Here is a 26,051-nt window from a genome sequence, read left to right as displayed (position 1 = left end):
TTAGCTTTATTGACTAAACCTATAGGACCTGACTATGAACCAAAATCAACGTTTCCTTTCCCTGGACGTTTTCCGCGGCCTCACTGTAGCCTGCATGATTCTGGTGAACACTCCCGGAAGCTGGAGCCACGTGTACTCCCCTTTCCTCCATGCCAAATGGCACGGCTGCACCCCTACAGACCTGGTGTTCCCCTTCTTCCTGTTTGCCGTAGGTAACGCCATGAGCTTTGCCATGAAGAAGTTCAACACCATGAGCAATGCGGCCGTACTGGGCAAGATATTCAAACGTACTGCGCTCATTTTCGCCATAGGCCTGCTGCTGAACTGGTTCCCCTTCATAAAATACAATGCCGAAGGCAATTTTGTGATGAAAAGCCTGGATACCCTGCGCATCTTCGGGGTGTTGCAGCGCATTGCCCTTTGTTACGGTATCGGCGCCCTGATGGTGCATTACCTCAAACCGAAAGGCGCTTTTATTGCCACCTGCATACTGTTGCTGGGTTACTGGGCCATCCTGTGGTTCTTTGGCGGCAACGACCCTTACAGCCTGGAGGGGCATATCGGTCTTCAGATAGACCTGGCCATTATAGGCGAAAACCATATGTATAAAGGCGAAGGCATTCCTTTTGAGCCGGAAGGTCTCCTGAGCACCCTCCCTGCAGTAGGCAATGTGGTATTCGGTTACCTGGTGGGGCGTTATGTGCAGCAGAACCGCCATGCCAAAGGCATGTTGCTGAAGCTGGTAATGGCCGGCAGCATCCTGATAGTACTGGGCATACTATGGGGCACCGTATTCCCCATCAACAAAAAGATCTGGACCAGCTCATATACCCTCTATACCGTAGGTATTGCCACCCTGCTGCTTTCCATCCTCATTTACCTGATAGAGATGAGGAACTGGCGATGGGGTACCTACTTCTTTGAGGTTTTCGGCAAAAACCCGCTGTTCATCTACGTGATGTCTGGCGTGGTGGTAAAGCTGTACTTCCTGTTCCGGCTGGGGGAAAAGAACGAGAACATGTATTCCTGGCTCTATAACCATGTATTCCGCCCGGCTTTCGGGGATTATCCGGGTTCCCTGCTGTTTGGTATTTTTCATGTAGTACTTCTGTGGCTGCTGGGCTGGTGGATGGACAGGAAGAAGATTTATATCAGGGTATAAAACGAAATGCTATTTTTGCCGGGATCAAACCATCCCGCTCAATGAAAAAAGCATTAATCACCGGTATTACGGGCCAGGACGGCGCGTATTTAACAGAATTACTGCTGAAAAAGAACTACGAAGTGCATGGTATCAAGCGCCGCACTTCGCTTTTTAATACAGACAGGATAGACCATCTCTACCAGGACCCTCACGAGAAAAACGTGCAGATGACGCTCCATTATGGAGACCTGGCAGACTCCACCAATATCATCCGAATCATCCAGGAAGTACAGCCCGATGAAATATACAACCTGGGCGCCATGAGCCATGTACAGGTGAGCTTTGAAACACCTGAATACGCTGCAGACGTAGACGGCATCGGCACGCTCCGCATCCTCGAAGCGGTACGCCTGCTGGGCCTCACCCAAAAAACCCGCATCTACCAGGCCTCCACCTCAGAGCTGTACGGCCTGGTGCAGGAAGTACCCCAATCGGAAAAGACCCCGTTCTATCCCCGCTCCCCCTACGCCGTAGCTAAAATGTACGCCTACTGGATCACGGTGAACTACCGGGAAGCTTACAAGATGTTTGCCTGCAACGGCATTCTCTTTAACCATGAAAGCCCCCTGCGCGGGGAAACCTTCGTGACCCGCAAAATCACCCGCGGTGTGGCTAAAATAGCGTTGGGCATGCAGGAGAAGCTCTACATGGGCAACCTGGATGCCAAGCGGGACTGGGGCCATGCCAGGGATTACGTGAAAGCCATGTGGCTCATTCTCCAGCAGGACAAGCCGGAAGATTACGTGATAGCCACCGGCGTCACCAATACCGTGCGTGACTTCATCCGCCTGAGCTTCGCTGAAATTGGGGTGGAACTGGAGTTCAAAGGGGAAGGTGTGAACGAAAAAGGCATTGTGAAACAAACCACCAACCCCTCCTATGCACTGCAACCCGGCCAGGAAGTGGTAGCCATAGACCCGCGCTATTTCAGGCCTACCGAAGTTGAGCTGCTGATAGGAGACCCCACAAAAGCCAATAAACAATTAGGCTGGCAGCCCGAATACGATCTGCAGGCCCTGGTAAAAGAAATGGTAGCGGCAGACATAGAGCTGTTCCAGCGGGAAAAGCTGCTGAAAGATGCCGGGTTCAAGGTATTAAACCAGTTCGAATAAGGCCGACCCGCCGGAAGAATCCGTGCAAACATTCAATAACATGCAGACAAACGACAAAATATACATAGCAGGCCACCGCGGCATGGTAGGCTCCGCCATCAAGAGGCGGCTGGAAAAGGCCGGTTTCAGCAACTTTGTGACCCGTACATCCGCAGAGCTGGATTTGCGCAACCAGGCGGCCGTAGAGGCGTTTTTTGCGCAGGAAAAGCCGGATTATGTGTTCCTGGCCGCCGCCAAGGTAGGCGGCATTGTGGCCAACAATACCTACCGGGCGGAGTTTATCTATGATAATCTCATGATCCAGAACAATGTGATACACCAGGCCTACGTGCACGGCGTAAAAAAACTGATGTTCCTGGGTTCTTCCTGTATTTACCCGAAACTGGCGCCGCAGCCGCTGAAAGAAGAATACCTGCTCACGGGCTTGCTGGAACCTACCAACGAACCTTACGCCATTGCCAAAATTGCCGGCATCAAGCTGTGTGATGCATACCGCTCACAGTACGGCGCAGATTTCATTTCCGTAATGCCCACCAACCTTTACGGTCCCAATGATAACTATGACCTGCAGAACTCCCACGTGCTGCCGGCGTTGTTAAGAAAGTTCCATGACGCCAAAGAGAACGGAGACCCGGCGGTGACTATCTGGGGCACCGGTACACCTTTGCGGGAGTTTCTGCATGCAGATGATATGGCTGACGCCTGCTTTTTTCTCATGCAGCAATACAGCGAGCCCGGCCCCATCAACATAGGTGTGGGAAAAGATATCAGCATTGCTGATCTGGCACGGCTGGTGCAAAAAATTGTGGGCTATGAAGGTGAACTGCAATTTGATACTTCCAAACCTGACGGCACTCCCCGCAAACTGATGGACGTATCCAAGCTGAACGGCCTTGGCTGGAAGGCGTCTATCCAGCTGGAGGAAGGGATACGCAGCGTTTATAAAGAGAAATTCTAATAATGCTAAGGGCAGACCAGTAAAAGGTCTGCCCTTAATCTTTGTATCGCGCAGAGGCAATGCTGCACAAGGAACAACCACCTCAATCCTCCCTCGGCTCCCCACTCTCCGCCATCCGCACAATTTTCGGGTAAAACTTGCCCACCACATCTACCAGTGAGGTCTGCGCGGCCATCACCGTCTCAATGTTCTTGTACGCCCCGGGCGCCTCATCCAGCCCGCCGCCAATCAGTTTTACCTTATGCTCCGCCAGTATTTTAGCCAGTTCATGACCGGTAAAAGACTGCGTGGCTTTAGAACGGCTCATCTGCCGGCCTGCGCCGTGGCTGGCGGAATGCAGGGAGGCCGCTTCGCCCCGCCCGCGCACAATAAAACCGGGCGCGGTCATAGAGCCGGGTATTACGCCCATCACGCCTTTGCCTGCCGGCGTAGCACCTTTGCGGTGTACCACCAGTTCTTCCCCGTTATGCTTTTCCTTCCAGGCAAAGTTGTGGTGGTTTTCCACCCGTGCCAGCAAGGCGCCGCCTACTGCTTTTATCAACCGGCGGTGAATATGGTGGTGGCAGGCGGAGGCATAGTTACCGGCCAGGTTCATGGCCTGCCAGTATTCCTGCCCTTCTGCTGTATCCAGATCCAGCCAGGCCAGGTGCTGCACTTCACGCGGCAGCTGGCAGATTTCCCGGGCCAGCTTGGTATAGTGGCCTGCTATCTGCGCTCCCAGGCCGCGGGAACCGGAATGAGACAGCAGGGCCAGGTAACGGCCGGGCGCCAGGCCCTCCCAGGGCTCCAGCATGTCTACCAGTCCCCATTCCACAAAGTGGTTACCGGAGCCGGAGGTGCTCAGTTGTGCGGCCGCTTTGGCCTGCAGATGCTTCAGCAGGCCTATTTCGGAAAACAGCGGATTCTCCAGCACAGCATCTTCCACACCGGGTTTCCATGAGGCTCCCGCACCAAATACGGTACCGGCAATCAGTTCTCTCTTGAAAACCGATGCTTTTTTCTCCAGTTCATCAGCCGGGATGTCTATAATACTCAAACACATGCGGCAGCCGATGTCTACGCCAACCCCATATGGGATCACAGCGTTTTTTGCGGCCAGCACACCGCCAATGGGCAGGCCGTAGCCTTGGTGCGCGTCCGGCATCAATGCGCCGGCGGCGGTTACAGGCAGCCGCATGGCGTAATCCATCTGGCGGATGGCGCCTTCGTCTATGAACTCACGACCGTACACTTCGTACGGCAGCGGGGTCTCATTGAGCGGAATTTCCGTTGGCTCTTCCACGATCAGCTTTTCAGCAATACGGCCCAGGTGGTCTTCATTCCTGAAAGATTCCGGGTTTTGCAGCACCTGCTGCAACAGGCCCAGGGCATCTTCCTGCCTGTGGTGTTTGTAATGTTGTTCCATCACCGTAATTGCTACGCTGATGACGGGCCCTTCAGGGTACCCTATGTTGCGGAGGTCTTTCCCCCTTAGTTTTAACTTGGCCATCTATGTTTTAGTTGAGGCGCGGCCAAAGGCCTCTGGCCGCGCCAGGGGTGTTGAAATTTTATGGCTACAGGAAGAACTGCAAATACAGTGCCCCGTAGTCAGGAGGCGCAGGCAGTTTCGCGGTCAAGTTTCCGTAACTGCTTTTCCTGGCCTTCCCGCAGCACGCGTTTTTTTGCCGGCGGGTACCGCATGCGGCAGGAGCGCAAGGAGCAGCTTTCCTCCGCCATCGTCATACTGCCCATCATACCTGATGTTATAATTCATGGATAATACCGCCAGGCGGTTGTTTTGAATCGGGTTGTATGTGGACTTGTTACTCTTTCTCATTTTGTTCGTTTTTAAAAATCAGGGATAAAAAAAGCTCCCGCCAAGGGCGGGAGCCGGGGGTTGACTCTTTACCTTTTGCGTAACTCATTTAAACGGCCACCGCGCTGTCTTCATACTGTTCACGCAGCTCCTGCATCTGCGCCTGGTGGCGTTCTATATGTTTGGTGAGGAAAAAGATATATTGATAAATATCCAGCTTCCCCAGGTTATTGACGGTCATCATGGTTTTTACCAGCCTGCCTTCCCCGTTCTTGAGCAGGCTCAGGTTGTACATGCATTGTGCAAACTGTTGTTTGAGCAACATCCTCACTTCATGCAAATCCCGGTCGCCAGAAGGTTCCAGGTGGGCAGGGTTTACCCAGCCAAAGGATTTGCTGCTCACAATTTCAATCTGCCTGAACTTTTCTTCGTAATCATGCGGGGGCATGATGATCAGCCCGTCCAGCTTGCGCTCCAGTGCCCTGCGGGTACTTTTGTTGATGGTGAGCAGCAGGAAATAATTAGTCAGACTAACGTGTTCCAGTACCTCGCGGATGTTCCACTGGTCCATGGAAGGTTTGTAATCCAGCAATGCTTCCTCTTTCTGAAACCATTTGTCCAGTTCCCGGAAATTGTTGATCAGGGCCTCTCTTACGAATTGTACTACGTTTCTCATTGCTCTTGTTTTTGGGGCAACCGCTTTTCCGTAAAAGCGCTTACCATGTTATATATAGATGTTCAATTGTTTTATTTTCCATATGCCTTTAAAAAAGAAGCCCGGCCCGCATTACGGCGGACCGGGCTATTAATAACGTTAACGTAGTATTCGTTTACATTTTAACATACCTTCTCCGCCTGCATTGTATGACACACAATGCCCCTGGCGCCTTTGCCATGCTTCGCTCTACAGACAGTCTGATAATCAAATCGTTCTTCATCACTTATAAAAAAAGGCCCCGCATTTTTCCTGCGGGACCTTCTTGTTATATCTCTGTTGGATAACTTTGTATTCGTTAGTACCAGCTATAACATGCCCGCATGCTCTCATCCGCCTGCTTCTTCAGCATGCGCTTTGAGACCTTCATCTTATATGTACAATTGCGTGACACTGTTAAGTTTGATTTGTTACGTAACAAAGATAAAATTTATTTTGTTTATCTGGAAATTCTTTTTATTAAAAAATTGTTTCCCCGCTGCAAAACACACTTACCAGCCGGGAGCCATCTCTTAAAATGCCTGCCTGTAAAGGATTTCAGGAGCAATTGATTTCAACAGATTTTAAACCGCATACCCGGTTTATGCCTTCTTCAACAAAAGCTTCTGCTGCTGAAATTCTTCAGCGGCATCTACCATTTGCAGCAGCAGCGGCCATTTGGAGGCGGGGGCAAAGGCATTTTTATACACCTTCTTCACCTGCACCACCAGCTTGCCGGCGGTGCTTTGCGTGGTCACTATAAAGCTGCCGCATTCATTATCAATATTCCTGGCCAGCTTGTCTGCCCCCTCTACCGTATACCCGGCGGGTATGGCAAACTCCATGTTATACTCAAAACTGCGGGCAAAAGGCATGTACACGTCGGCCTTCCGCTCCCGCTGTGAAGGTTTGATGGTTATTTGCGGGCCAATGAGGCGGCCGGCCTCCAGGATGTAATTGTTCCCGGCCTTTTTTACATACCCGTTCATTGAAAAGCAGGTGGTGTACACCATTTCCGGGGCAGAATGGCGAAGGCCCATCTTCACGATGTCAAATGTTTCCAGCGCGTCGGGGGACCTTTCAAACTGGTCTTTGATCTCTGACAGGAAGTACTCCCGCCGCTCTTCCCGCGCCTTGTTAAAGGCATGCTGATATTCTTCCGCCAGTATTTTGTTGCGGCGGCTGTCTGCAAACTCTTCCATAAAAGACCGGGGAATACCCAGGGCCTTGCGCTCAGCCTCATAATAGTCCTCGAACAGGAGCAATTGCTGCTGCTGCGCTTTTTTGAAATGCCCGGTAACGGTGGTGGTACGGCCAATGTTAAGCTGCTGCATGTCCGTTTCGCCAAAGCTCAGCTGCAGGTGCTCCACCTGGCGGTTGTCTGCCGCGGCGCTTACCGGCACTTCCACCTGCCCGCTGATAGAAGACCCTTTTGAGCCGCCGGGCACCAGCGGGGCATGCTGGCCTTCGAATGCGCCCGGCACGTAGTGGGAACTGGAAAAAATGCCCTCCGCGCTCATGTATACCGGTTTTTTCCCTCTGGTTTTCAGCATCAGCCGGTAATCGTCCGTTTCAAATACTTCGTTCTGGGCCGGGCCGTAGCGGGGGGTAACCAGCACGTAGTCTGCCTCAATATCATTTTTAACCAGCATGTAGTTGACATACCGGAGAAAATTGTGCTCACTGAGACCGGCGTAGTTGCGCCGCTGGTCTACCACTATCTCGTCTCCCGGCTTCACGCGGTAAAGGCCCATGTACCGCACCAGGTAATAAATATGCGCGGCCAGCTCTTCATCTGTGGCATGGCGGTGCTCCCGCTTGAAACGTTTAACATGCTCCCATACTTCACCAAGGAACGGCAGGGTTTGCCGGGAGGTGAGGTCACGCATGGCCACCAGCTGCGCCACGCTTTCGTCCCTGATTTTGATGGCATTGGGGTTGCTGTACACGGTACCTTCCTTGCGGCGGCCCAGCCCTTCCCGGCGGCCGCCTATGCGGAGGTGCAGGCGCACCAGGGGTATCTGGCGGAAGGGGTTCATCCAGAGGTTCAGGGGCTGGGCAGGCACGTTGCGCACCAGCATGTCCAGCTCCATCATCCTGCCCCCTACCTTTTGCTTAAAGTCCGGCGCACCGTTCATAGCACGATATTCAAGGGCAAACACCTCCTCCCAGGCCGCCACGTGAATTGCATATTCCAGTATGGGATGTTCATCTCCCAGCACAAATACCTCTTCTGTATAGGCGTTCTGGTGGTTGATGAACCGCTCCGTGCGGATGAAATAATCTATACAGTCTCCCACCTGCAGGCCGGGAATAGCCAGCTTGCGCTGCTTGCGCTTCCAGCGGTTCAGGTCTGTTACCACGGCCTCATCTGAATAGATCTCTTTCAAGCTGCCATCCTGTTTGTACACTTTTACGCCCACATAGGTAACTGCCGTGGTTTTGCTGAACGGGTCAAGCGTGTTGAACCCGCCGGTGGCATACAGTTCGTATTGATTGAAAGAAAATTCGGAATATTCTTCCAGCGCGGCTTTATCGTTGATCTTTACCAGCATCCGGGTGGTCTGATGCAATTCCCGGTCTTTGTCAGGCGTGGTCAGCTCCTGGCGTTTGGCCAGTATCACGGCTGATTCGCCGGCATACTCTGCGGGCACGTTGCGGTTACTGAAACCGGCATGCTCCCGGCTCCATATTTCCTCCTTCACCTCCGCCAGCCGCTTTTTATATTTGACTTCCGCCTTTACATCCCAGGGCTCTGCTTTTTTATCCTGCGCTACCATGCCCATCACCAGCAGCAGCAGGCTGACTAATACAATTATGAAGGTCCTCATAGAACGGTCTTATTTTTTGGTAAGGGTCAATTGCTCCTGGTAGGCCTGTTTCAGCCGGCGGATGTCTGCATTCCACTGGCCAAACTCACTTTTCAGCAGGCGGGTGTTTTTGATGATGATCTCCTTCCGGTAAATCACTTCGTTGCCTTTTATCTCATAAGCAGCACTGAAAGCATATTTAGGCTGGTTAACGATGAGCGGCTCCGGTAAGGTTTTCACTTTATACCCTGCGGGTATGGCCAGGGAAGTTTCCTGCAGCACCTGCCTTTTGAAATGCAGCCACAGATCGTGCACACGGGTAAGCGTGTCAATGGCCGCGTCGTCCATTTCTTTCCGGAAATCCAGGTCTATGTACATTTCATCCCCGAAGCTGTTTACGGCCTCTTTATGCTCTATATTATACTGGATGGTCAGCTCAGGCCCGCGCTGATGAAGGCCCTTGGTCTGAATACCGGAGATGGCGTAGAGACGGTCCTCGGCAGTGAGGTATTGCTGCAGGGCTTCCTCGAGCTTTTCCTTTTTTATAGCATGGGCCTGTGTTAGCAGGTATTCCGTACACTCGCCGGTAATATTGTGGAGAGTGGTACCGGTAAGGGTACTGCCTTCTATGCGCAGGCGGCGTTGCTCCTGCTGCCGGTTTTGCTCATACGTACGCTCCGGAACGCGGGTAAGGGTATATTGCTCGCCATTTTCTACGAGCACCTGCCGGCCCTGGATGCGTTCTGCATACTCGTCCAGGCCAATATAGGTTTCAGTGGCATCCAGGAAATACTGCTTGCCCTGGAGATTCACGGCGCAGATCATGTGGTTGTCTACAGACAGTGTGGGCATGGAATAATCATAGGCAATATGCCGTGTGCCTATCCAGCAAAGGCGGGCGTCAAGGCCCAGGGATACGAGCATTTCCTTCAGCAGGTTGGCCATTCCCTTGCAATCCCCGTACTTTTTCTGCAGCACGTCTTGCGCCGGGGCCGGCCTGAAACCGGCTATGCCGTCTTCAAAAGCAATGTAGCGGATGTTCTCCTGCACCCAGGCATACACGGCGGCAACTTTCTCCAGATCACTGTTTTTACCCGCGGCTATCTGCTGCGCAGCTTCCTTAACGGCCGCTGCATCATTCCCTGTTTCTTTTACCAGGCTATGATACCAGCCGTACAGATCTTTCACGCTGCCGAAGTAAGTAACGCGGCCGCCGGGTGTTTCAGCATAATGGCTGCATATCAGCAGGTGAGGGTACAGGTAGGAAGGGCCGGGAGCCAGCGCCTCTTTTTTGGCAGCGGGCTGGTCAACGACGGTGTAGGTATATACGTCCGCATTGGCCTTTTCATCAAACACCTTGCTCTTGCTGATGCCGGCGGCGCCGAAATTCATTTCCTTTATTTCAAGCTGCATCCAGCGGGGTACCACCAACGTTATTTCTTTGCGGTGCAGAAAAAAGTCTTCATTGAAGTATACAGTCGTGAAGTAGCGCGGGTCCAGCATAGTTTTTTCCAGCTCCACACGACTTTCGCTCCCTTTCTTTTCAAGATCGAGCATAAAGCCGCATACCCTGGCGTCTGAATAAAAAAAGCCTTCTACGGCGTAATAGCCATGCTGCGGCCGCAGGCCCTTTACACGGTCTCCGTTCACATAGGCTTTTACATCGTCTACGCGACTGTAATCATCATAAAAGGTGCTGTACGGAATGGTGCTGCGAAACTCGTTGCAGCGGTAGGTGGTGGAGAAATACTGTTTCACCCAGACGGGATTTTTTGCATCGCCTTTGGTGAACTCGTACCGTTCTTTTCTTTCCCTGATCACAATATTCTTGTCTGTGCCGGCCCGAAGGGGTGCCGCCGGCAACAGGCTGAGCAGTAAAACACTCAGGTACAGGCAGTTGCGCGCAATTCGCATAAAGGTATAGGTATAAGGGACATAAAAATACAAAATAGTTTAATATATAATATACCCTTATGCGTTTACCTTCAAACGAATAACGAAATTTCCTAAAACAAACTTAACTGGCTGTTAGGCCGCTGAAAAAGCGAAGTATTAAATTCAAAGCGTTCCGCATTCATCCCCAGCCGTTTGGTGTGCACCTTAAACTGCTGCCGGATCATTTCCGCGAGGTTGCCGTCTCCCCGCATGCGGCGTCCGAAATCACTGTCATTCACCTTCCCGCCGTGCATGCTTTCTATCATATGCCAGACCTTGTCTGCCCTGTCGGGAAAGTTTTTGTACAGCCAGTCGTTAAAAATGATCTTCACTGCATCATTAAGGCGCACCACGGTGTAACCGGCATACTTTGCCCCGTTGTCGGAAGCCTGTTCCAGCAGGCGGGGCACCTCATGATCATTGAGGCCGGGAATGAGAGGGGCCGTCATCACCCCCACGGGGATGCCCAGTTCAGACAATTCCCGGACCACCTTCAGGCGCTGCGCAGCCGTGGCCGTGCGCGGCTCCATTTTCTGACGCAGCTCTTCCTGCAGGGTAGTGATAGATACAAATACACATACCAGGTTATGCTCCGCCATTTTCTGGAGGATGTACTTGTCACGCAGCACCAGTGAATTTTTGGTGATGATGCCCACCGGCTGCCGGTACTCCCAGGCTACTTCCAGCAGCTGGCGGGTAAGCCAGAGCTTTCGCTCCAGCGGTTGGTAACAGTCTGTATTGCCGGAAATGGAAATGGGCTTGGGCGTCCAGTTCTTGTTGTTGAGAAATTTTTTAAGCAGCTCAGGCGCATTGCGTTTGGCCACTATTTTCCTTTCAAAATCAAGCCCTGCGCTGAAGCCCCAGTATTGGTGCGAATTCCGGGCATAACAGTAGATACAGCCGTGCTCGCAGCCCTGGTAAGGGTTCATGGAATACCACATGCCCACATCCGGGCTGTCTACCTTGTTCACTACGGATTTTGCATGCTCTTCAAATATCTGGGTGGGCACGTCTGCCTGCCACCATTCATCAATGCCCTCCGCATGCTCCTGGGCATATTCCTGCTCCAGGAACCGGTTCTTCGGGTTTACCTGGGCGCCTCGACCTTTATAGTAAGGGTTCTCTGACGGTGTATCGCTAAAAGGGAGCGTCATTACGCTAATATTTTTAGTAAATTTATACTAATTATATTAGCATTCCAAATTTAATATACGGCGGGTGCTAGATGATCTCCATCTGCTGCATCAGGAAAGTGGCGTTCTTGTTCCGCGCAATGCCCGGCCGCATGCGGTAGTCAAACAGCAGCTGGCCGTTGCTCAGGCTGCTTTCGAAACAATAGTTGCGGATCTGCTGCGGGTATTCAGTTTCCAGGGAGCCCAGCTCCAGGTCATGCGTGGCAATCATGCCCAGGCAGCGGAAGCGGAGAAAGTGGCGGATCAGCTCACGGGAGCCGGTCAGTTTGTCTTCCGAATTGGTGCCTTTCAGTATTTCATCCAGGATGATAAATACCTGCTGCCCGGTTTTGAGCACCTGTATAATATGCTGCAGGCGCAGCAGCTCAGCCTGGAAGTAAGAAGTATGGCGGGCAATGGAATCTTTGATGCGCATGGAGGTCATGATGCGCAACGGGTTGCAGGTAAAGCTGGCAGCGCATACCGGGGCGCCCGTCATGGCCAGCAACCAGTTTACACCTACGCTCCGCAGGAAGGTGCTTTTGCCGGACATGTTGGAGCCGGTGATGATATGGAACTGCTCCTGCTCCCCGATGCTGCAGTCATTCACCACACACTCCCCGGCAGGAATAAGGGGATGGCCAACGGCCGTGCCTGTTACGCCGGGAGTGGTCACCATTTCAGGGTACGTATAGGCGGGGTGGTTATAGGCAAAGGTAGCAAGACTGTTAGCTGTTTCCATTTCGGCAATCACCTGCAGCCAGTCCCGCACATCCTTTTTATGCCTGGCTTTCCATCTCTCCAGGGCAAAGGCACAATGCAGCTCGTACAGCAGGAAAGAATTGAGCACAACGCCCACCAGCAGGTTCAGCCGCTGGTCAAGCACATTACTGATGCGGGCCAGCTTTTTCAGGTCTTTGTCTGCCTCCGCTGCTTTGGCCTGCCGGGCCTGCAGCCAGGCCACGCCCTGCCAGTTGCCTTGCTTGATCAGCTGCAGCAGGGTGGCAAATTTGTGGAGCAGCTTTTCTTTATTGGATAGCAACTGGTGCTGCGCGTTCACCTTTTTCACGTTCAGCAGCAGCACGCCCCAGTTAACAAACAGCAAACCCAGCATGGGCACGTAATTACCGCTGCCTATGTAATAAGCTACCGCCAGCAGCACCAGGACCGGCATCAGCCAGCTGAGCACATACAAGCCGCGGCGGTGTAAAAAATCCATAGGGGCATCCAGCCACAGCCCGATCTCCCTTACGTCTTTCGGCTCTTCTTTAGACAGCCGCGCATGTGCCGCGTACAACTGCCTGAACTCCAGCTGCCCGCTAAGGGTACGTACGGCCTCCTGCATGGCCTGAATTTGCTTTACATCCTGCAATGGCTGCTGCAGCGCATTGGCCAGGTGCTGTTTGCCCGTAAGCGTACCGGTACGGTTCAGGTATTGAAAAAGGGAAGAGGGGCCAAAAACGTCCAGGTCCCCTGAAAAATCATGCTGGTCATTAACAAATTCTTCGCCGTTATCAAAGTCTGCCACATGTTCCGTTACCACTTTCAGCTCTTTTTCATTCAGCTGCAACAACGCTTCCAGCAAGGCCTGCCGATCTTTAGCCCGCTGATAGAACACCAGGCTCACCACAAAGCCGGCCAGCGCCGCCAGCATGAGCAGCAGCCATAACGCAGCAAAATCAGTGGCGAAATACCGGTAGCCGAAGTACAGGGCGCCAATAAAACAGATGAGCCGCGCCATGCTGAGATTGGTAAGCCGGGCGGCCGTTTGGGATAGCTGGGCTTTGAAATTGCCTATTTGTTGCTGATAGATGGTTGCCGGTTGCATACCGGAAAGATAAGCCAAAATTGAGGAGTAATAAAAGCAGGATGCCTGCAAAGGAAACAGGGCCGGTCACTACATTGACCAGCCCTGCCAATTATATTACATATTCCGCCGGTACTGCCCGCCCACTTCATACAACGCATGCGTGATCTGCCCCAGGGAGCAATACTTCACCGTCTCCATCAACTCCGCAAACAGGTTGCCGTTCTGCACCGCTACAGCCTGCAGCTGCTTCAGCTTTTCAGCGCCCAGGCTGGCATGCCTTTCCTGGAAAGCGTTCAGTGCCTTTATCTGGAATTCTTTTTCCTCCTGCGTGGAACGGATCACTTCCGCCGGGATAATAGTGGGAGACCCGTTCTTATTCAGGAAGGTGTTCACGCCAATGATCGGGAACTCGCCGGAATGCTTCAGCGATTCGTAATACAGGCTTTCTTCCTGTATCTTGTTACGCTGGTACATCCTTTCCATGGCGCCCAGCACGCCGCCTCTCTCGGTTATCCTGTTAAACTCCGCCAGCACGGCCTCTTCTACCAGGTCTGTCAGCTCTTCTATAAAGAAGCTGCCCTGGTTGGGGTTCTCGTTCTTGGCGGTGCCCAGCTCCCGGTTGATGATGAGCTGTATGGCCATGGCGCGGCGCACGCTTTCTTCCGTGGGCGTGGTAATGGCTTCATCATACGCGTTGGTGTGCAGGGAATTGCAATTGTCGTAAATGGCATAGAGCGCCTGCAGGGTGGTGCGGATGTCGTTAAAGTCAATTTCCTGCGCATGCAGGCTGCGACCGGAGGTCTGAATGTGGTATTTCAGTTTCTGCGAGCGCTCATTGCCTTTGTATTTGTATTTGATGGCCTTGGCCCAGATGCGGCGGGCTACGCGACCAATAACGGCGTATTCAGGGTCCATGCCGTTACTGAAGAAGAATGACAGGTTGGGCGCAAAATCATCTATATGCATGCCGCGGCTCAGGTAATACTCCACATAGGTGAAGCCATTAGCCAGCGTAAAGGCGAGCTGTGTAATGGGGTTGGCGCCCGCTTCTGCAATGTGGTAGCCGGAAATACTTACGGAATAAAAGTTGCGTACTTTTTCGCTGATAAAATATTCCTGTACGTCTCCCATCAGCTTCAGCGCAAACTCCGTAGAGAAGATGCAGGTGTTCTGCGCCTGGTCTTCTTTCAGGATGTCTGCCTGCACGGTGCCGCGCACGGTGCTGAGGGCATGGGCCTTTATTTTCCGGTACACGTCCGCTTCCAGTACATCGCTGCCTGAAATGCCCAGCAGCTGCAAGCCCAGCCCGTTGTTGCCATGGGGCAGGCTGCCCGCGTAATGCGGAAGCGGATGGTCGGAGAATTTCTTTTTAATGGTAGCTTCCACCTGCTCCGTTAAACCGTTGGCGGCAATGTATTTTTCACATTCCTGGTCAATGGCCGCGTTCATGAAAAAGGCCAGCAGAATGGGCGCGGGCCCGTTGATGGTCATAGACACGGAGGTTTTCGGATCGCAGAGATCAAAGCCGCTGTAAAGTTTTTTGGCATCATCTACGGTGGCAATGCTTACGCCGGAGTTACCGATCTTGCCGTAAATATCCGGCCGGTAGGCGGGGTCTTCACCGTAGAGGGTAACGCTGTCGAACGCGGTGGAAAGGCGTTTGGCGGGCTGGTCTACAGATACGTAGTGGAACCGTTTGTTGGTGCGTTCCGGGCCTCCTTCGCCGGCAAACATACGGGTAGGGTCTTCCCCTTCCCTTTTCAGGGGAAATACGCCGGCGGCGTAGGGGAACTCTCCCGGCAGGTTTTCCGTGAGCTGCCAGCGGAGAATGTCTCCCCAGTCTTTATACTGCGGCAGGCTCACTTTGGGAATGCGGGAATGCGAAAGGCTGTCGGAAAAAAGCGGCAGCCTGATCTCCCTGTCCCTTACCTGGAAGGCGTAATAATCCGCCCTGTATTTTTCCTGCAGTGCCGGCCAGGCGGCAATCAGCTGCCTGCAGTCTGCATGCAGCTGGGACTGTACATGCTCGCTGATACGCCGAAGCTCGTCTGCATGCTGCAGACCGGGCGTTTTAAGCACGCCTTCCACCTGGTACCATTGCGTGGCCAGGGCGCATTGTTCATTTACCCAGGCGCCGTATTCTTCAATGCTGCTTACTATTTCAGCCAGGTAGCGCACGCGCGCGGGCGGTATGATCTGGGATTTGGTGGAAGTGGTGAGGATGGGTTTGTCAGGATGGTCTTCCCCGAAATACACGCCGGTTTTCTCGGCAATACGGTGCATCAGGCGCCAGAAAAGCTGGTTCACGCCGGCGTCGTTAAACTGGGAGGCAATGGTGCCCACTACCGGCAGCTCGTCATCCTTGGATTCCCACAACCCGTTGTTGCGTTTGTATTGCTTGCGCACATCGTGCAGGGCATCCAGCGCGCCGGCTTTGTCAAATTTATTGATGGCAATCACGTCTGCATAATCCAGCATATTGATCTTCTCCAGCTGGGAGGCGGCGCCGTACTCCGGCGTCATCACGTAAAGGGCCACATCACAGTAATCTACAATAGCCGTGTCGCTTTGGCCTATGCCGGAGGTTTCGAGAATGATGAAGTCGAAGCCCGCTGCCTTGCAGATGTCGATAGCCTCTTGTATGTGCAGGCTGATGGCCTTGTCGCTTTCCCTGGTGGCCAGGGAGCGCATGTATGCACGGGGGTGATGGATGCTGTTCATCCGGATGCGGTCTCCCAGCAGGGCGCCGCCGGTTTTTTTCTTGGAGGGGTCTACGGATATGACGGCAATAGTACGGTTGTCATATTCATGCAGGAAGCGCCTCACCAACTCATCTGTTACACTGCTTTTACCTGCGCCGCCTGTGCCGGTAATACCCAGCACGGGCGCCTTGCGGGCGGCCATTACTTCCAGGTCTGCCTGTTGCCCGTTCATGGCAAAGTTTTCCGCGTAGGTGATGGCCCTGGCAATTTCAGGGGCGTCGTTCTTTGTGAGCTTTTCCTGTTGCAGTGTCCACTCTCCCTGTTTCACCGTTTCAAAATCGCATTGTTGTATCACGTCTTCTATCATGCCGCCCAGGCCAAACTTGCGGCCGTCGTCAGGGGAGTAGATGCGCGTAATGCCATAGGCATGCAGTTCCTCAATTTCAGCAGGCAATATGGTGCCGCCGCCCCCGCCGAAGATGCGGATATGGCTGCAGCCTTTTTCCTTCAGCAGGTCATACATGTATTTAAAAAACTCGATGTGCCCGCCCTGGTAAGAGGTGACGGCAATGCCCTGCGCGTCTTCCTGTATGGCGCAATCCACTATTTCCGCCGCTGAGCGGTTATGGCCCAGGTGTATCACTTCCGCTCCTGTGCTTTGCATGATCCTGCGCATGATGTTGATGGCAGCATCATGCCCGTCAAATAATGCGGCTGCCGTAACAATACGGACCTTGTGTTGTGGTGTGTATGACATAAGGCATGCAATTTACGAAAATAGGGGCTGCAGCACGTTGAGATGCAGAATTAGTCTTGCACAAACATGCTTGCAAATCCCTGTAATGCAAAATTCAGGTATTCCGGCCAGCAGCATTTAGCATTTCTGCAGATTTATTTAGCCCGAATGGAGAAAATACGGTGGCGAACGAAGGAATAACGAAGCTACCCAGGGAGATGAACGAACAAGTAAAGAAAGTCTGATCGTTCGTTACTTGTTCGTTACTCCTTCGTTACTCCTTCGTTCAAAACGGCCGAAACCCGCTGTGGCAGTGGAGCAATATTCTAGAAGCCGCTATGATAAAGGATTTGAAGGATGCAAAATGTAAAAACGAAAAAGGGGCGGCCGGAAAAAATCCCGACCAACCCCATTTTCTCAAAAGGTGATCTATCTAATTGTAGAACATAACGTGGAATTGATAAAACGCAATAGAATAATATGAAAAGCCATTGCTGGCTGAAGTGTTTCAGTATCGGGTTTTCTGTTCCAACAAAATTTTACCTTGATCGATTTAGATGTTTGGTCTCTGGCTACTACTATAAATATACCCCGGTAAATCGCTAGTGTGTATATTTTACACAATCTTAATTAAAATTTTGTTAAAAAACAATTTTTACGGCGTTCTTGCAGAAAATATACAGCCGTTGCCGGACGTGCCCGCACGCTGAACTCCCTTAGGGTAGAGGTTTCAGAAAGAAATAAAAATTTAGGGAAAGGTTAAAATAATATCAAAAACCGAGGTTTTTCTTCTGGCGCTGGTTATACTTTTCCTGGTTGAACTTGTACAGCCTGGCGGGGCGGTGGCGTACTTCCTGCTCTTCTTCATTGAGATCTATCAGGTAGTCCATAGCAAAGAACTTCTTGCGGAAATTACGCCTGTCCAGCTTCACGTCAAGTATAGCCTCATAGAGGTTCTGCAGCTCCCGCAGCGAGAATTTCTTGGGCAGCAGGTTAAACCCTACGGGCTGGTCTATCACCTTGCGCTGCAGCCTTTCCAGGCAGGTGGCCAGTATCTCACGGTGGTCAAAGGCCATTTGCCGGATATCTTTCACGGCATGCCAGTGCAGCTCATTGGAGTGGGTTTTCAGCTCCACATGCTCAATATTCACCAGGGAGTAGTAGGCAATGGTGATCACGCGGCCCGCGGGGTGGCGGTTAACGCCGCCAAAAGCCTGCACCTGCTCCATATACACGTCTTCCAGCCCCGTGCGCTCCCGCAGTACGCGGTAGGCGGCCGTTTCAATATCTTCATCAGGGTGCATAATATCTCCCAGCAAAGACCATTTGCCTTTGAATTCTTTCAGGTCAGACTCTATCAGCAATACTTTCAGCTCGTTCTCATCAAAGCCGAATATCACACAATCCACTGATATAGCGGCTTTGAAGTAATCCTGGATCTCAATAAGGTGGGTGTTAATGTTCTTGGCGGACATATTACATAATCGTGGAATGTCAATAAAACGTAGTAGCTAACGGCCTGCTTCATAGAGGGCCTTTCCGTAAATATAAGTAGCTAAAATCTTAATTGCAGGAATTTTATCTTCCGGCGCCAGCATCAGGTCATCACTGGTTATCACAAAATCTGCCGCCTTGCCTGGTTCAAGGCTCCCTTTCTCTGTTTCTTCAAAAGCGGCATGAGCGGGCCAAAGGGTAATACCCCGCAGTGCGGCCTCGCGGGAGAGGGCATTTTCAGGCTGAAAACCGCCCTGCGGGTAGCCGCTATTGTCTTTCCGGGCCACGGCGGCGTAAAAGGTGAGCAGGGGGTTGATGTGCTCTACCGGGAAATCCGTACCCAGGGGCAGCCAGCCGTTTTGTTCCAGCAGCCGGCGGTAGGCATAGGCATGCCGCAAACGCTGCGGGCCCAGCCGCTCTCCTGCCCAGTACATATCTGAGGTGGCATGGGTGGGCTGTACAGAGGGCACAATGTTGTTTTCGCCAAACCACCTGAAGTCTGCCGAATCTACCACCTGCGCGTGCTCTATACGCCAGCGGCGGTCATTCCTGCCCTTTAGCACGGCGGCGTATATACGAAGTATTTCCCGGTTGGCGGAATCTCCAATGGCATGGGTGCACATCTGTATACCGGCGCCAGCCAGCCGGGCAGCCTGTTGTTCAAAATAGGCGCGGTCTTTCAGCATAAACCCTTTCCAGCCGGGCTTGTCTGAATAATCGTGCAGCAGGCAGGCGCCACGGGAGCCCAGCGCCCCGTCTCCATAAAACTTCACGCTCCGTACCTGCAGCCGCCCGCTCCGGTAGGGATTGTTCTTTACCAGCCAGCTGATGTTCTGCTCATTGTCGCTTAACATGATGTTCAGCCCCAGGTGCAGCCGGCCTTTTTGCAGCAGGCTGTCAAGCAGCTGCATGTCGGGAACGGAAAGGCCGCAGTCCGTTAAGCTGGTGATACCCGCGGCCAGGCAGTTGGCCTCAGCCTGCAGCAGGGATGCTTCCAGCTCCGCCAGGGAAGGTGCGGGTACTTTATCTGCCACAGGGTCTATGGCATTATCTATCAACAGGCCCGTCAGCTGCCCGTTTTTTGTTTCAAAGCTGCCTCCTGTAATAGTTTGCCCCGGTTTGATGCCGGCTGCGTTCAGGGCCGCCTGGTTGGCCATGGCGGCGTGGCCGTCTATACGCCGCAGTAACACCGGCGTAGTCGGGAAAAGGCTGTCAAGCCCGGTTTTGTCAGGAAAGGCTTTCTGCTCCCAGTCATTCTGGTCCCAGCCGCCGCCCAGCACCCAGGCAGAGGGGTGAGCGGCGGCAAAGGCCTTCACCCGGTCAAGCGCTTCGGGCCAGCTTTTGGTGTCCCGCAGGTCTACCGTACGCAGGGAAGCGGCATACCCCATGAAGTGGGCATGCGCATCGTTAAAACCGGGATATATGGCGGCGCCTCCGGCGTTTTTCTCCTCCGCGGCCGTAAAGCGGCCTTGTATAAATTCATTGGTGCCCACGGCCAGCACCTTGCCGTCTTTCACGGCCATGGCCTGCACCACCGTGTTGGCGGGATCAAGGGTGTAAATATGGGCATGATGAACGATGAGGTCTGCTTTTTCCTGCCGGCTGCAGGCGGCAAGCGCCAGCAACGCCGCAAGGCAAAGGGGGTAGTTTTTAGGCATACGATTCTTTTTAAATCTGGCGTTGGTATTTACAGGCCCTGCCGGGTCAACTCGTCCGGCTCACATCACCGGCCTCCTGGAAGGGTTCCGCACCGGTAAAATCTACCGATGCCCACCGGCTATTCACATACACCGCTTTTACCCGACAGATACCGCCTGCCGGAAATTTATTGCAGGGTAAAGATTAAATTTACGCCAGAGTTTTTGACTTATCAAGTTCATCATGTACACGAAAGAAACAGAAATAACCCTGGCGCGCCTTGGCAAAACCTTGCTGGCCCAGGCGGCAAAACCTTCCAAAGACACCGCGGAAGAGCTGGCGGATTCATTGAGGCAGGTGATCCGGTATAGTGACTGGCGGTATTACATCCAGGATGACCCCGTGCTCAGCGACCAGGAATATGACCAGCTGTTTTCCTGGCTCAAGCAGCTGGAAAAAGATAACCCCAACCTGGTGTCTCCGGACTCGCCTACCCAGCGCGTGGCACAGGGGCTTACCAAACTGTTCCCTACTGTGCAGCACCTGGTGCCCATGCTGAGCCTGGAAAACTCTTACAATGCGGAAGACCTGGTAGACTGGGACCGCAAGGCGCGCGAGCTGGCCAAGCTCCCGGAAATTGAGTACTGCATAGAGCCGAAGTTTGACGGCGCCAGCATTTCCCTTATTTACGAAAACGATATGCTCTCCCGCGGCGCTACGCGCGGAGACGGCGTGCAGGGAGATGAAATTACCGTCAACATCCGGCAGATACGCACCATTCCGCTGTCTGCCAACTTCTCTGCATACGGCATCCAGCAGATAGAGCTTCGGGGCGAAGTGCTGATCAACAAAAACACGTTCAAAAAGCTAAACGAACAACGGGTGGCTGAAAACCTGCCCCCGCTGGCCAACCCGCGCAACGCCGCCTCCGGCTCCCTGCGCATTGTAGATCCCGGAGAAGTAGCCAAACGCGGCCTGGAAGCTTTCCTCTACAATATGAGCTACCATACCATGCAACCCGGCATGGCTGAGCCGGAAGCCATACAAACGCACAGCAATACGCTGCAAATGTTGTGGGACCTTGGTTTCAGAAGCCCTAACAAGGAAAAGAAAGTGGTACGCGGCATACAGGCGGTGATAGATTATTGTAATGAATTTGAAGCCCGCCGGGATGATCTGCCTTATGAAATAGACGGCATGGTGATCAAGGTGAACGACTATGCCTTGCAGGACAAAATGGGCATGACCACCCATCACCCGCGCTGGGCCATGGCCTACAAGTTCAAAGCCCGGCAGGGCACCAGCAGGCTGCGTAACGTGGAATTCCAGGTGGGCCGCACGGGCTCCATCACCCCCGTTGCCAAAATAGACCCCGTACCCATCGGCGGCGTAACGGTAGGTTCTATTTCCCTCTTCAATGAAGACGTGATCAGGGAAAAAGACCTGAAAATCGGAGATACGGTGCTGGTGGAAAGGGCGGGCGATGTGATACCCTACATTGTAAAATCCATGGCAGACCTGCGGGACGGGTCTGAGCGGGATATTGTATTTCCCACCGAATGCCCTGTCTGTAAAGACAAGCTGGTACGGCCGGAAGGTGAAAGCGTTTGGCGCTGTGTGAACATCAGCTGTGAAGCGCAAGTGGTGGAGCGCATGATCCACTTTGTAAGCAAAGACGCCATGGACATCCGCAGCCTGGGTGAAAGCAACGTGCGGAAATTCTACACGCTGGGCCTGCTGAAAGAAGTGCCCGGTATTTATACGCTCGATTTTGATGCCATTGCCAAACTGGAAGGTTTCGGCGCCAAATCCATCACCAACCTGCGCACGGCCATTGACAACAGCCGCACCCAGCCGCTGCACCGCCTGATATTCGGGCTGGGCATACGGTACGTGGGTGAAACTACCGCCAAAACCCTGGCCAACGCGGTAGATCATTTGCTTGACCTGGCGCAGTTCTCCGAAGAGCAATTACTGGCGCTGGAAGATATTGGCCCCAAGGTGGCCGGTTCTGTACGCCAGTTCTTCAGCAACCAGGACAATCTGCACATGCTGCAAAAGCTGGAAGAGCTGGGCCTCAACCTGCACAGCACCAAAGGCGCCCTCTCCGCGGAGGGCACGCTCAGCGGGCAAACCTTCCTGTTTACCGGCACGCTCAACAAACTCAAACGCAGCGAAGCGGAAGAAATGGTGGAGCAGCACGGCGGTAAAATACTGAGCGGTGTAAGCAGCAAGCTCAACTACCTGGTGGTGGGAGAAGACGCCGGCAGCAAGCTGGAAAAAGCCAAGAAGATCAACACCGTCAAGATCCTTTCGGAAGACGATTTTATAAAAATGGTAACCGCGCCCTAACAATGAGTGACGAACATTTTATGCAGCAGGCGCTCAACGAAGCCCGCAAAGCACAGGAAAAGGGAGAAGTGCCGATAGGCGCGGTGGTGGTGGCAAACGGGCAGATAATCGGCCGCGGGCATAACCAGGTGGAAATGCTCAACGACTGTACGGCCCACGCCGAGATGATAGCGCTCACGGCCGCCTTCAACTACATGGGCGCCAAATACCTGCCGGATGCCACACTGTACGTAACGCTGGAGCCCTGCGTAATGTGTGCCGGCGCGCTATACTGGAGCAAAATAGGCCGCATTGTGTACGCCGCCGCTGATGAAAAGAACGGCTACCGCCGCGTCACCGGAGAAAAATCTCCCTTTCATCCGAAAACGAAAATTGAAAGCGGCCTGCGCGGGGAGGAAAGTTTAAGCATGGTGAAAGCGTTTTTTGCGGCAAGGCGGAAATAGAGCCTGGCATGCCGTTTTAACTAACGCAAAGAGGCCCGAAGCAATGCTTGCGGGCCTCTTTGTTATATTCAAATAACGTTCTATTTCCCGCCCTCTTTCTTCACCTCCATCAGCTGGTTCAGGCTCATCAGCTGTTTCATGGTCTTTTCCATACCTTCAGAAGAACCATCCAGGAAAATCACATTGCCCTTGGAGTTTTCGGAGAAGTGTTTGATCCCTTCCACCCACATGGAAAAGAGTATCACAGACGTGTCAAGGTTAGCCTGCTGCATTTCTTTTGCAGCCATGGTCATGCCCTTGGCTACTTCTTCACGGAAAAGGGCTACGCCCTGGCCGCGCAGCTGGGCCGCTTGCCGTTCTGCTTCCGCGGCAATTTTAATGGCGTTGCCGTCTGCCTCGGCGGCCTTCGTTTTGGTGATGAGCAATGCCTGGCCTTCGTTTTCCGCGGCGGCCTTCAGGTTGTTGGAAGCCACCACCTGCGCCATGGAGCGCATGATGGCTTCGTCAAACGTAATATCGTTCAACTGGAGGTCTTGCAGGTGAAAACCCCACTGCTCCAGCGTCAGGTCTATCTGCTCCTTCACATGTTCCGTAATGTCTTTGCGCAGCGCCAGCACTTCCGCCTGCCTTTTAGTGGCCACAAAGCCGCGGATGGAGCCTTCTATGGTACGCACCAGCGCCTGCATGAAACTGCGCTCGTCCATGAACTTGAAGGCTACGTTCTTGATGGTTTCCTCTGCCTGGTTCAGCACGGAATACAGGAGCATGGCCTTGAAGTATACATTGGCCTGGTCTACCGTAATGGCCTGGAACTCCAGCTCCACGGAGCGGTTCTGTATGGAAATGCGTTTGAATACTTTTTCTATGAGGGGTATTTTGAAATTGAGACCGGGAAAGAGGATGCGGTTGTATTTCCCGAAAATGGTGGTGACCCCGATGGTGCCCTGCTGTACCGTGACGAAAGAGGTCAGCACAATCAGCAGCAGGAGGGCCAGAACAACATACAAAACAATATTATCCATAGCGTAGCGGATTTTAAGGATTACTTTCAAATGTAATCAAAATCCTTCACTACGGCAGCAGCAGGTTTCCAAACGTGGATGCAAGACCGGGATTGCATGGCAAAAGGGAACAATAACAAACAATGAATGAACCGTTCGCGCACGGGTTAACACGAAACAACGCATGAAAGAATAAACATTTGCTATATCTTCTGGCATTTACGGAAGTAGATGAACACGTCGTCTAGTTCAATTTGTTTCAATTGATAAGCCAACTGGGTTTTAAGGTCATCTGCCTCTTCCTTTATTTTTTTATACTGGTCTTTTAATGTCTGATACCGGCGAACTATTTCTTCGGGTGTAGCTGACTGATCTAACGCCAGGATATCATACGCCTTGTCTTCGGTTATCATAGTGATAAGTATTACGCTAAACTATCCAAATGAACTCCGTTCCTATTCAGCTACTAAAATACTGGAGTTTGGGACGCCGGAAAATACCCAAGCTTGGGTATTTTTTCGCGCCAATCCCACATCACACGTGCGTTGTAGCCGATTTACAGATTAAAAATGAACATATACAAACTGATTATCAACTGTCCGCAGGAAGGGGTTTATTGCATGCCGATCTGTTTGGCGAGCGCCACCAGTTCAGACGTATTTCTGACCTTTAATTTCAGGCGGATGTTTTTGCGGTGGGTTTCAACGGTATAGCGGCTTAAATTTAAGTTCTCTGCAATTTCCTTATTGTTATGCCCGCTGGCGGCCAGCATAAAAATATCTTTTTCCCGTGCGGTAAGCTTGTTCAACGCGTCTTCATTGCGGCGGCGCAATACCTCCCGCAGGGCTTCGCTGATCTGGTTGCCCGTGTCTATGGCATTGGTAAAATCGAGGAACACGCAGATCACGTCTACTACGTTGCCCTGCTTGTCAAAAGTAAAGGGAATGCCCAGCCCTACCACCCAGAACCAGTCCGGGCTGTTGCGCCGGCGTACGCGCAGCACGCCGCCATACATAGATTTCTTTTCCCGGAAAGATTGTTGGGAGATGGCCAGAATGCTCGTATCGTCCGGATGAAGTATTTGCCTGAAAAATTCTGTGCCCAGTGAGAGAATTTCTTCCTGTGAATACCCTAATGTGTCTGTAAGCCTTTTGTTACACCAGTTAACTGCCTTCCTGGAGTTGTTGGACGTATAAAGCATTGCCGGCACCTGATCTATGATTGCTTCCAATCTTTCCAGCTGGCTCCGCAATTTTGCATTCTCCGATATCAGCGCATCCTGAGAATCGCGGTTTTCTGTGCCCATGTCCTGCATATTTATATTTTAAACAAACAATAGTGAAAACTAACGATGAATACTATACGAATATAATTAAATGTGAAACATCCGTTATAACACCTTTATGTAAATATAAAAGAAAAAGCCATATATCCAAACGTCATTAACACCCGGTTCCCGCCATAACGGCCGTCTGGAGAAAGGGTTTGACAATTACCGCATTAGGCAGTAAATTTGGTGCTCATTGTATCTTAATATAATTTTTAACCCATAAAAATTGGATTATGGCATTTACACTTCCTGCTTTGCCGTACGCTTCAGATGCGCTGGAACCGCATTTTGACAAGCTTACGATGGAAATACATCATGGCAAGCACCACCAGGCTTATGTAGACAACCTGAACAAGGCTATAGCCGGTACCGAGAACGAGAATAAAACACTGGAAGAGCTGGTAGCCAAAGCAGGCGCCATCAGCCCTGCCGTGCGTAACAACGGCGGCGGCCACTGGAACCACAGCTTCTTCTGGACCAGCCTGGCCCCCAACGCAGGCGGCGCTCCCAGCGGCAAGCTGGCAGATGCTATCAACAGCGCTTTCGGCTCTTTTGATGCCTTTAAAGAAAAATTCAACAATGCCGGCATGACCCGCTTCGGCTCCGGCTGGGCCTGGCTGATCGCAAAAGACGGCAAGCTGGAGATCACTTCCACCCCCAACCAGGACAATCCCCTGATGGACGTTGCTGAAGTAAAAGGCACTCCGCTGCTGGGCGTAGACGTATGGGAGCATGCCTATTACCTGAAGTACCAGAACCGCCGCGCAGAATACCTGGCCGCTTTCTGGAACGTGGTAAACTGGGACGCGGTGAGCAAACGCTTCGCCTAGTCAACACCTTCTTACATTAAAAAAGGGTTGCATCC

Annotated in this window: 19 protein-coding genes; 6 read left to right on the top strand and 13 right to left on the bottom strand. The window is 52.5% G+C overall.

What is annotated here, in order from left to right; genetic code table 11:
• The first annotated feature begins 34 nt into the window (after positions 1-34).
• Genes ABDW36_RS05315 through ABDW36_RS05305 form a run of 3 tightly spaced genes read left to right on the top strand, consistent with a single transcriptional unit; the run spans position 35 to position 3,274 of the window.
• Positions 35-1,162 carry a heparan-alpha-glucosaminide N-acetyltransferase domain-containing protein gene (locus ABDW36_RS05315; RefSeq protein WP_343700836.1) on the top strand — a complete coding sequence of 376 codons (1,128 nt, stop codon included), beginning with the start codon at positions 35-37 and terminating at the stop codon, positions 1,160-1,162.
• A 41-nt stretch (positions 1,163-1,203) separates the two neighbouring features.
• Positions 1,204-2,316 carry a GDP-mannose 4,6-dehydratase gene (gene gmd / locus ABDW36_RS05310; RefSeq protein ID WP_343700835.1) on the top strand — a complete coding sequence of 371 codons (1,113 nt, stop codon included), beginning with the start codon at positions 1,204-1,206 and terminating at the stop codon, positions 2,314-2,316.
• A 40-nt stretch (positions 2,317-2,356) separates the two neighbouring features.
• Complete coding sequence (locus ABDW36_RS05305; protein ID WP_343700834.1) at positions 2,357-3,274, top strand: GDP-L-fucose synthase; 918 nt, start codon at positions 2,357-2,359, stop codon at positions 3,272-3,274.
• A gap of 82 nt (positions 3,275-3,356) precedes the next feature.
• Here the strand turns inward: ABDW36_RS05305 and ABDW36_RS05300 are convergent, their stop codons facing one another.
• The 10 genes from ABDW36_RS05300 to ABDW36_RS05255 all read right to left on the bottom strand — a co-directional run bounded on the left by ABDW36_RS05300 (position 3,357) and on the right by ABDW36_RS05255 (position 20,080).
• Positions 3,357-4,763, bottom strand: a complete 1,407-nt coding sequence (locus ABDW36_RS05300; RefSeq protein WP_343700833.1) for an RtcB family protein — start codon at positions 4,761-4,763, stop codon at positions 3,357-3,359.
• A gap of 98 nt (positions 4,764-4,861) precedes the next feature.
• Positions 4,862-5,008 (bottom strand): hypothetical protein, encoded by a 147-nt coding sequence (locus ABDW36_RS05295; protein ID WP_343700832.1) that lies wholly within the window; start codon positions 5,006-5,008, stop codon positions 4,862-4,864.
• A gap of 170 nt (positions 5,009-5,178) precedes the next feature.
• Positions 5,179-5,745, bottom strand: coding sequence for a DinB family protein (locus tag ABDW36_RS05290; RefSeq protein WP_343700831.1), 567 nt, complete (start codon positions 5,743-5,745; stop codon positions 5,179-5,181).
• A gap of 620 nt (positions 5,746-6,365) precedes the next feature.
• Positions 6,366-8,594, bottom strand: a complete 2,229-nt coding sequence (locus ABDW36_RS05285) for a DUF3857 domain-containing protein (RefSeq protein WP_343700830.1) — start codon at positions 8,592-8,594, stop codon at positions 6,366-6,368.
• Between the two features lie 9 nt (positions 8,595-8,603).
• Positions 8,604-10,487 (bottom strand): transglutaminase domain-containing protein, encoded by a 1,884-nt coding sequence (locus ABDW36_RS05280; protein ID WP_343700829.1) that lies wholly within the window; start codon positions 10,485-10,487, stop codon positions 8,604-8,606.
• Positions 10,488-10,579: 92 nt separating this feature from the next.
• Positions 10,580-11,662 (bottom strand): PA0069 family radical SAM protein, encoded by a 1,083-nt coding sequence (locus ABDW36_RS05275; RefSeq protein ID WP_343700828.1) that lies wholly within the window; start codon positions 11,660-11,662, stop codon positions 10,580-10,582.
• Positions 11,663-11,729: 67 nt separating this feature from the next.
• The gene (locus tag ABDW36_RS05270) at positions 11,730-13,508 is read right to left on the bottom strand and encodes a hypothetical protein (protein WP_343700827.1); all 1,779 of its coding nucleotides are present in this window, start codon (positions 13,506-13,508) and stop codon (positions 11,730-11,732) included.
• A gap of 96 nt (positions 13,509-13,604) precedes the next feature.
• On the bottom strand, positions 13,605-16,949 hold the full coding sequence (locus ABDW36_RS05265; protein WP_343700826.1) for a methylmalonyl-CoA mutase family protein: 3,345 nt from the start codon (positions 16,947-16,949) through the stop codon (positions 13,605-13,607).
• A 749-nt stretch (positions 16,950-17,698) separates the two neighbouring features.
• Entirely contained in the window at positions 17,699-18,403 is a 705-nt protein-coding gene (locus tag ABDW36_RS05260; protein ID WP_343700825.1) for an NUDIX domain-containing protein, read from the bottom strand.
• 36 nt (positions 18,404-18,439) lie between these two features.
• Entirely contained in the window at positions 18,440-20,080 is a 1,641-nt protein-coding gene (locus tag ABDW36_RS05255) for an amidohydrolase (RefSeq protein WP_343700824.1), read from the bottom strand.
• Positions 20,081-20,303: 223 nt separating this feature from the next.
• Between ABDW36_RS05255 and ligA the strand changes: the two genes are divergently transcribed.
• A complete protein-coding gene (gene ligA, locus ABDW36_RS05250) occupies positions 20,304-22,412 on the top strand; it encodes an NAD-dependent DNA ligase LigA (protein ID WP_343700823.1) in 2,109 nt (702 codons plus the stop codon).
• Between the two features lie 2 nt (positions 22,413-22,414).
• A complete protein-coding gene (locus ABDW36_RS05245) occupies positions 22,415-22,855 on the top strand; it encodes a nucleoside deaminase (protein ID WP_343700822.1) in 441 nt (146 codons plus the stop codon).
• A gap of 80 nt (positions 22,856-22,935) precedes the next feature.
• On the opposite strand, the gene ABDW36_RS05240 is transcribed toward ABDW36_RS05245, so the two are convergent.
• The 3 genes from ABDW36_RS05240 to ABDW36_RS05230 all read right to left on the bottom strand — a co-directional run bounded on the left by ABDW36_RS05240 (position 22,936) and on the right by ABDW36_RS05230 (position 25,162).
• The gene (locus ABDW36_RS05240) at positions 22,936-23,877 is read right to left on the bottom strand and encodes an SPFH domain-containing protein (RefSeq protein WP_343700821.1); all 942 of its coding nucleotides are present in this window, start codon (positions 23,875-23,877) and stop codon (positions 22,936-22,938) included.
• Positions 23,878-24,059: 182 nt separating this feature from the next.
• On the bottom strand, positions 24,060-24,269 hold the full coding sequence (locus tag ABDW36_RS05235; protein WP_119077421.1) for a hypothetical protein: 210 nt from the start codon (positions 24,267-24,269) through the stop codon (positions 24,060-24,062).
• Positions 24,270-24,469: 200 nt separating this feature from the next.
• Complete coding sequence (locus ABDW36_RS05230) at positions 24,470-25,162, bottom strand: LuxR C-terminal-related transcriptional regulator (protein WP_343700820.1); 693 nt, start codon at positions 25,160-25,162, stop codon at positions 24,470-24,472.
• Between the two features lie 257 nt (positions 25,163-25,419).
• Here ABDW36_RS05230 and ABDW36_RS05225 point away from each other — a divergent pair, with 257 nt between their 5' ends.
• Positions 25,420-26,016, top strand: a complete 597-nt coding sequence (locus ABDW36_RS05225) for a superoxide dismutase (RefSeq protein ID WP_343700819.1) — start codon at positions 25,420-25,422, stop codon at positions 26,014-26,016.
• Positions 26,017-26,051 lie beyond the last annotated feature (35 nt).

The organism is Chitinophaga sp., from assembly GCF_039596455.1.
In the GTDB taxonomy this organism is placed as follows: Bacteria; Bacteroidota; Bacteroidia; order Chitinophagales; family Chitinophagaceae; genus Chitinophaga.
This window is presented reverse-complemented; position numbering and strand designations above follow the sequence as displayed.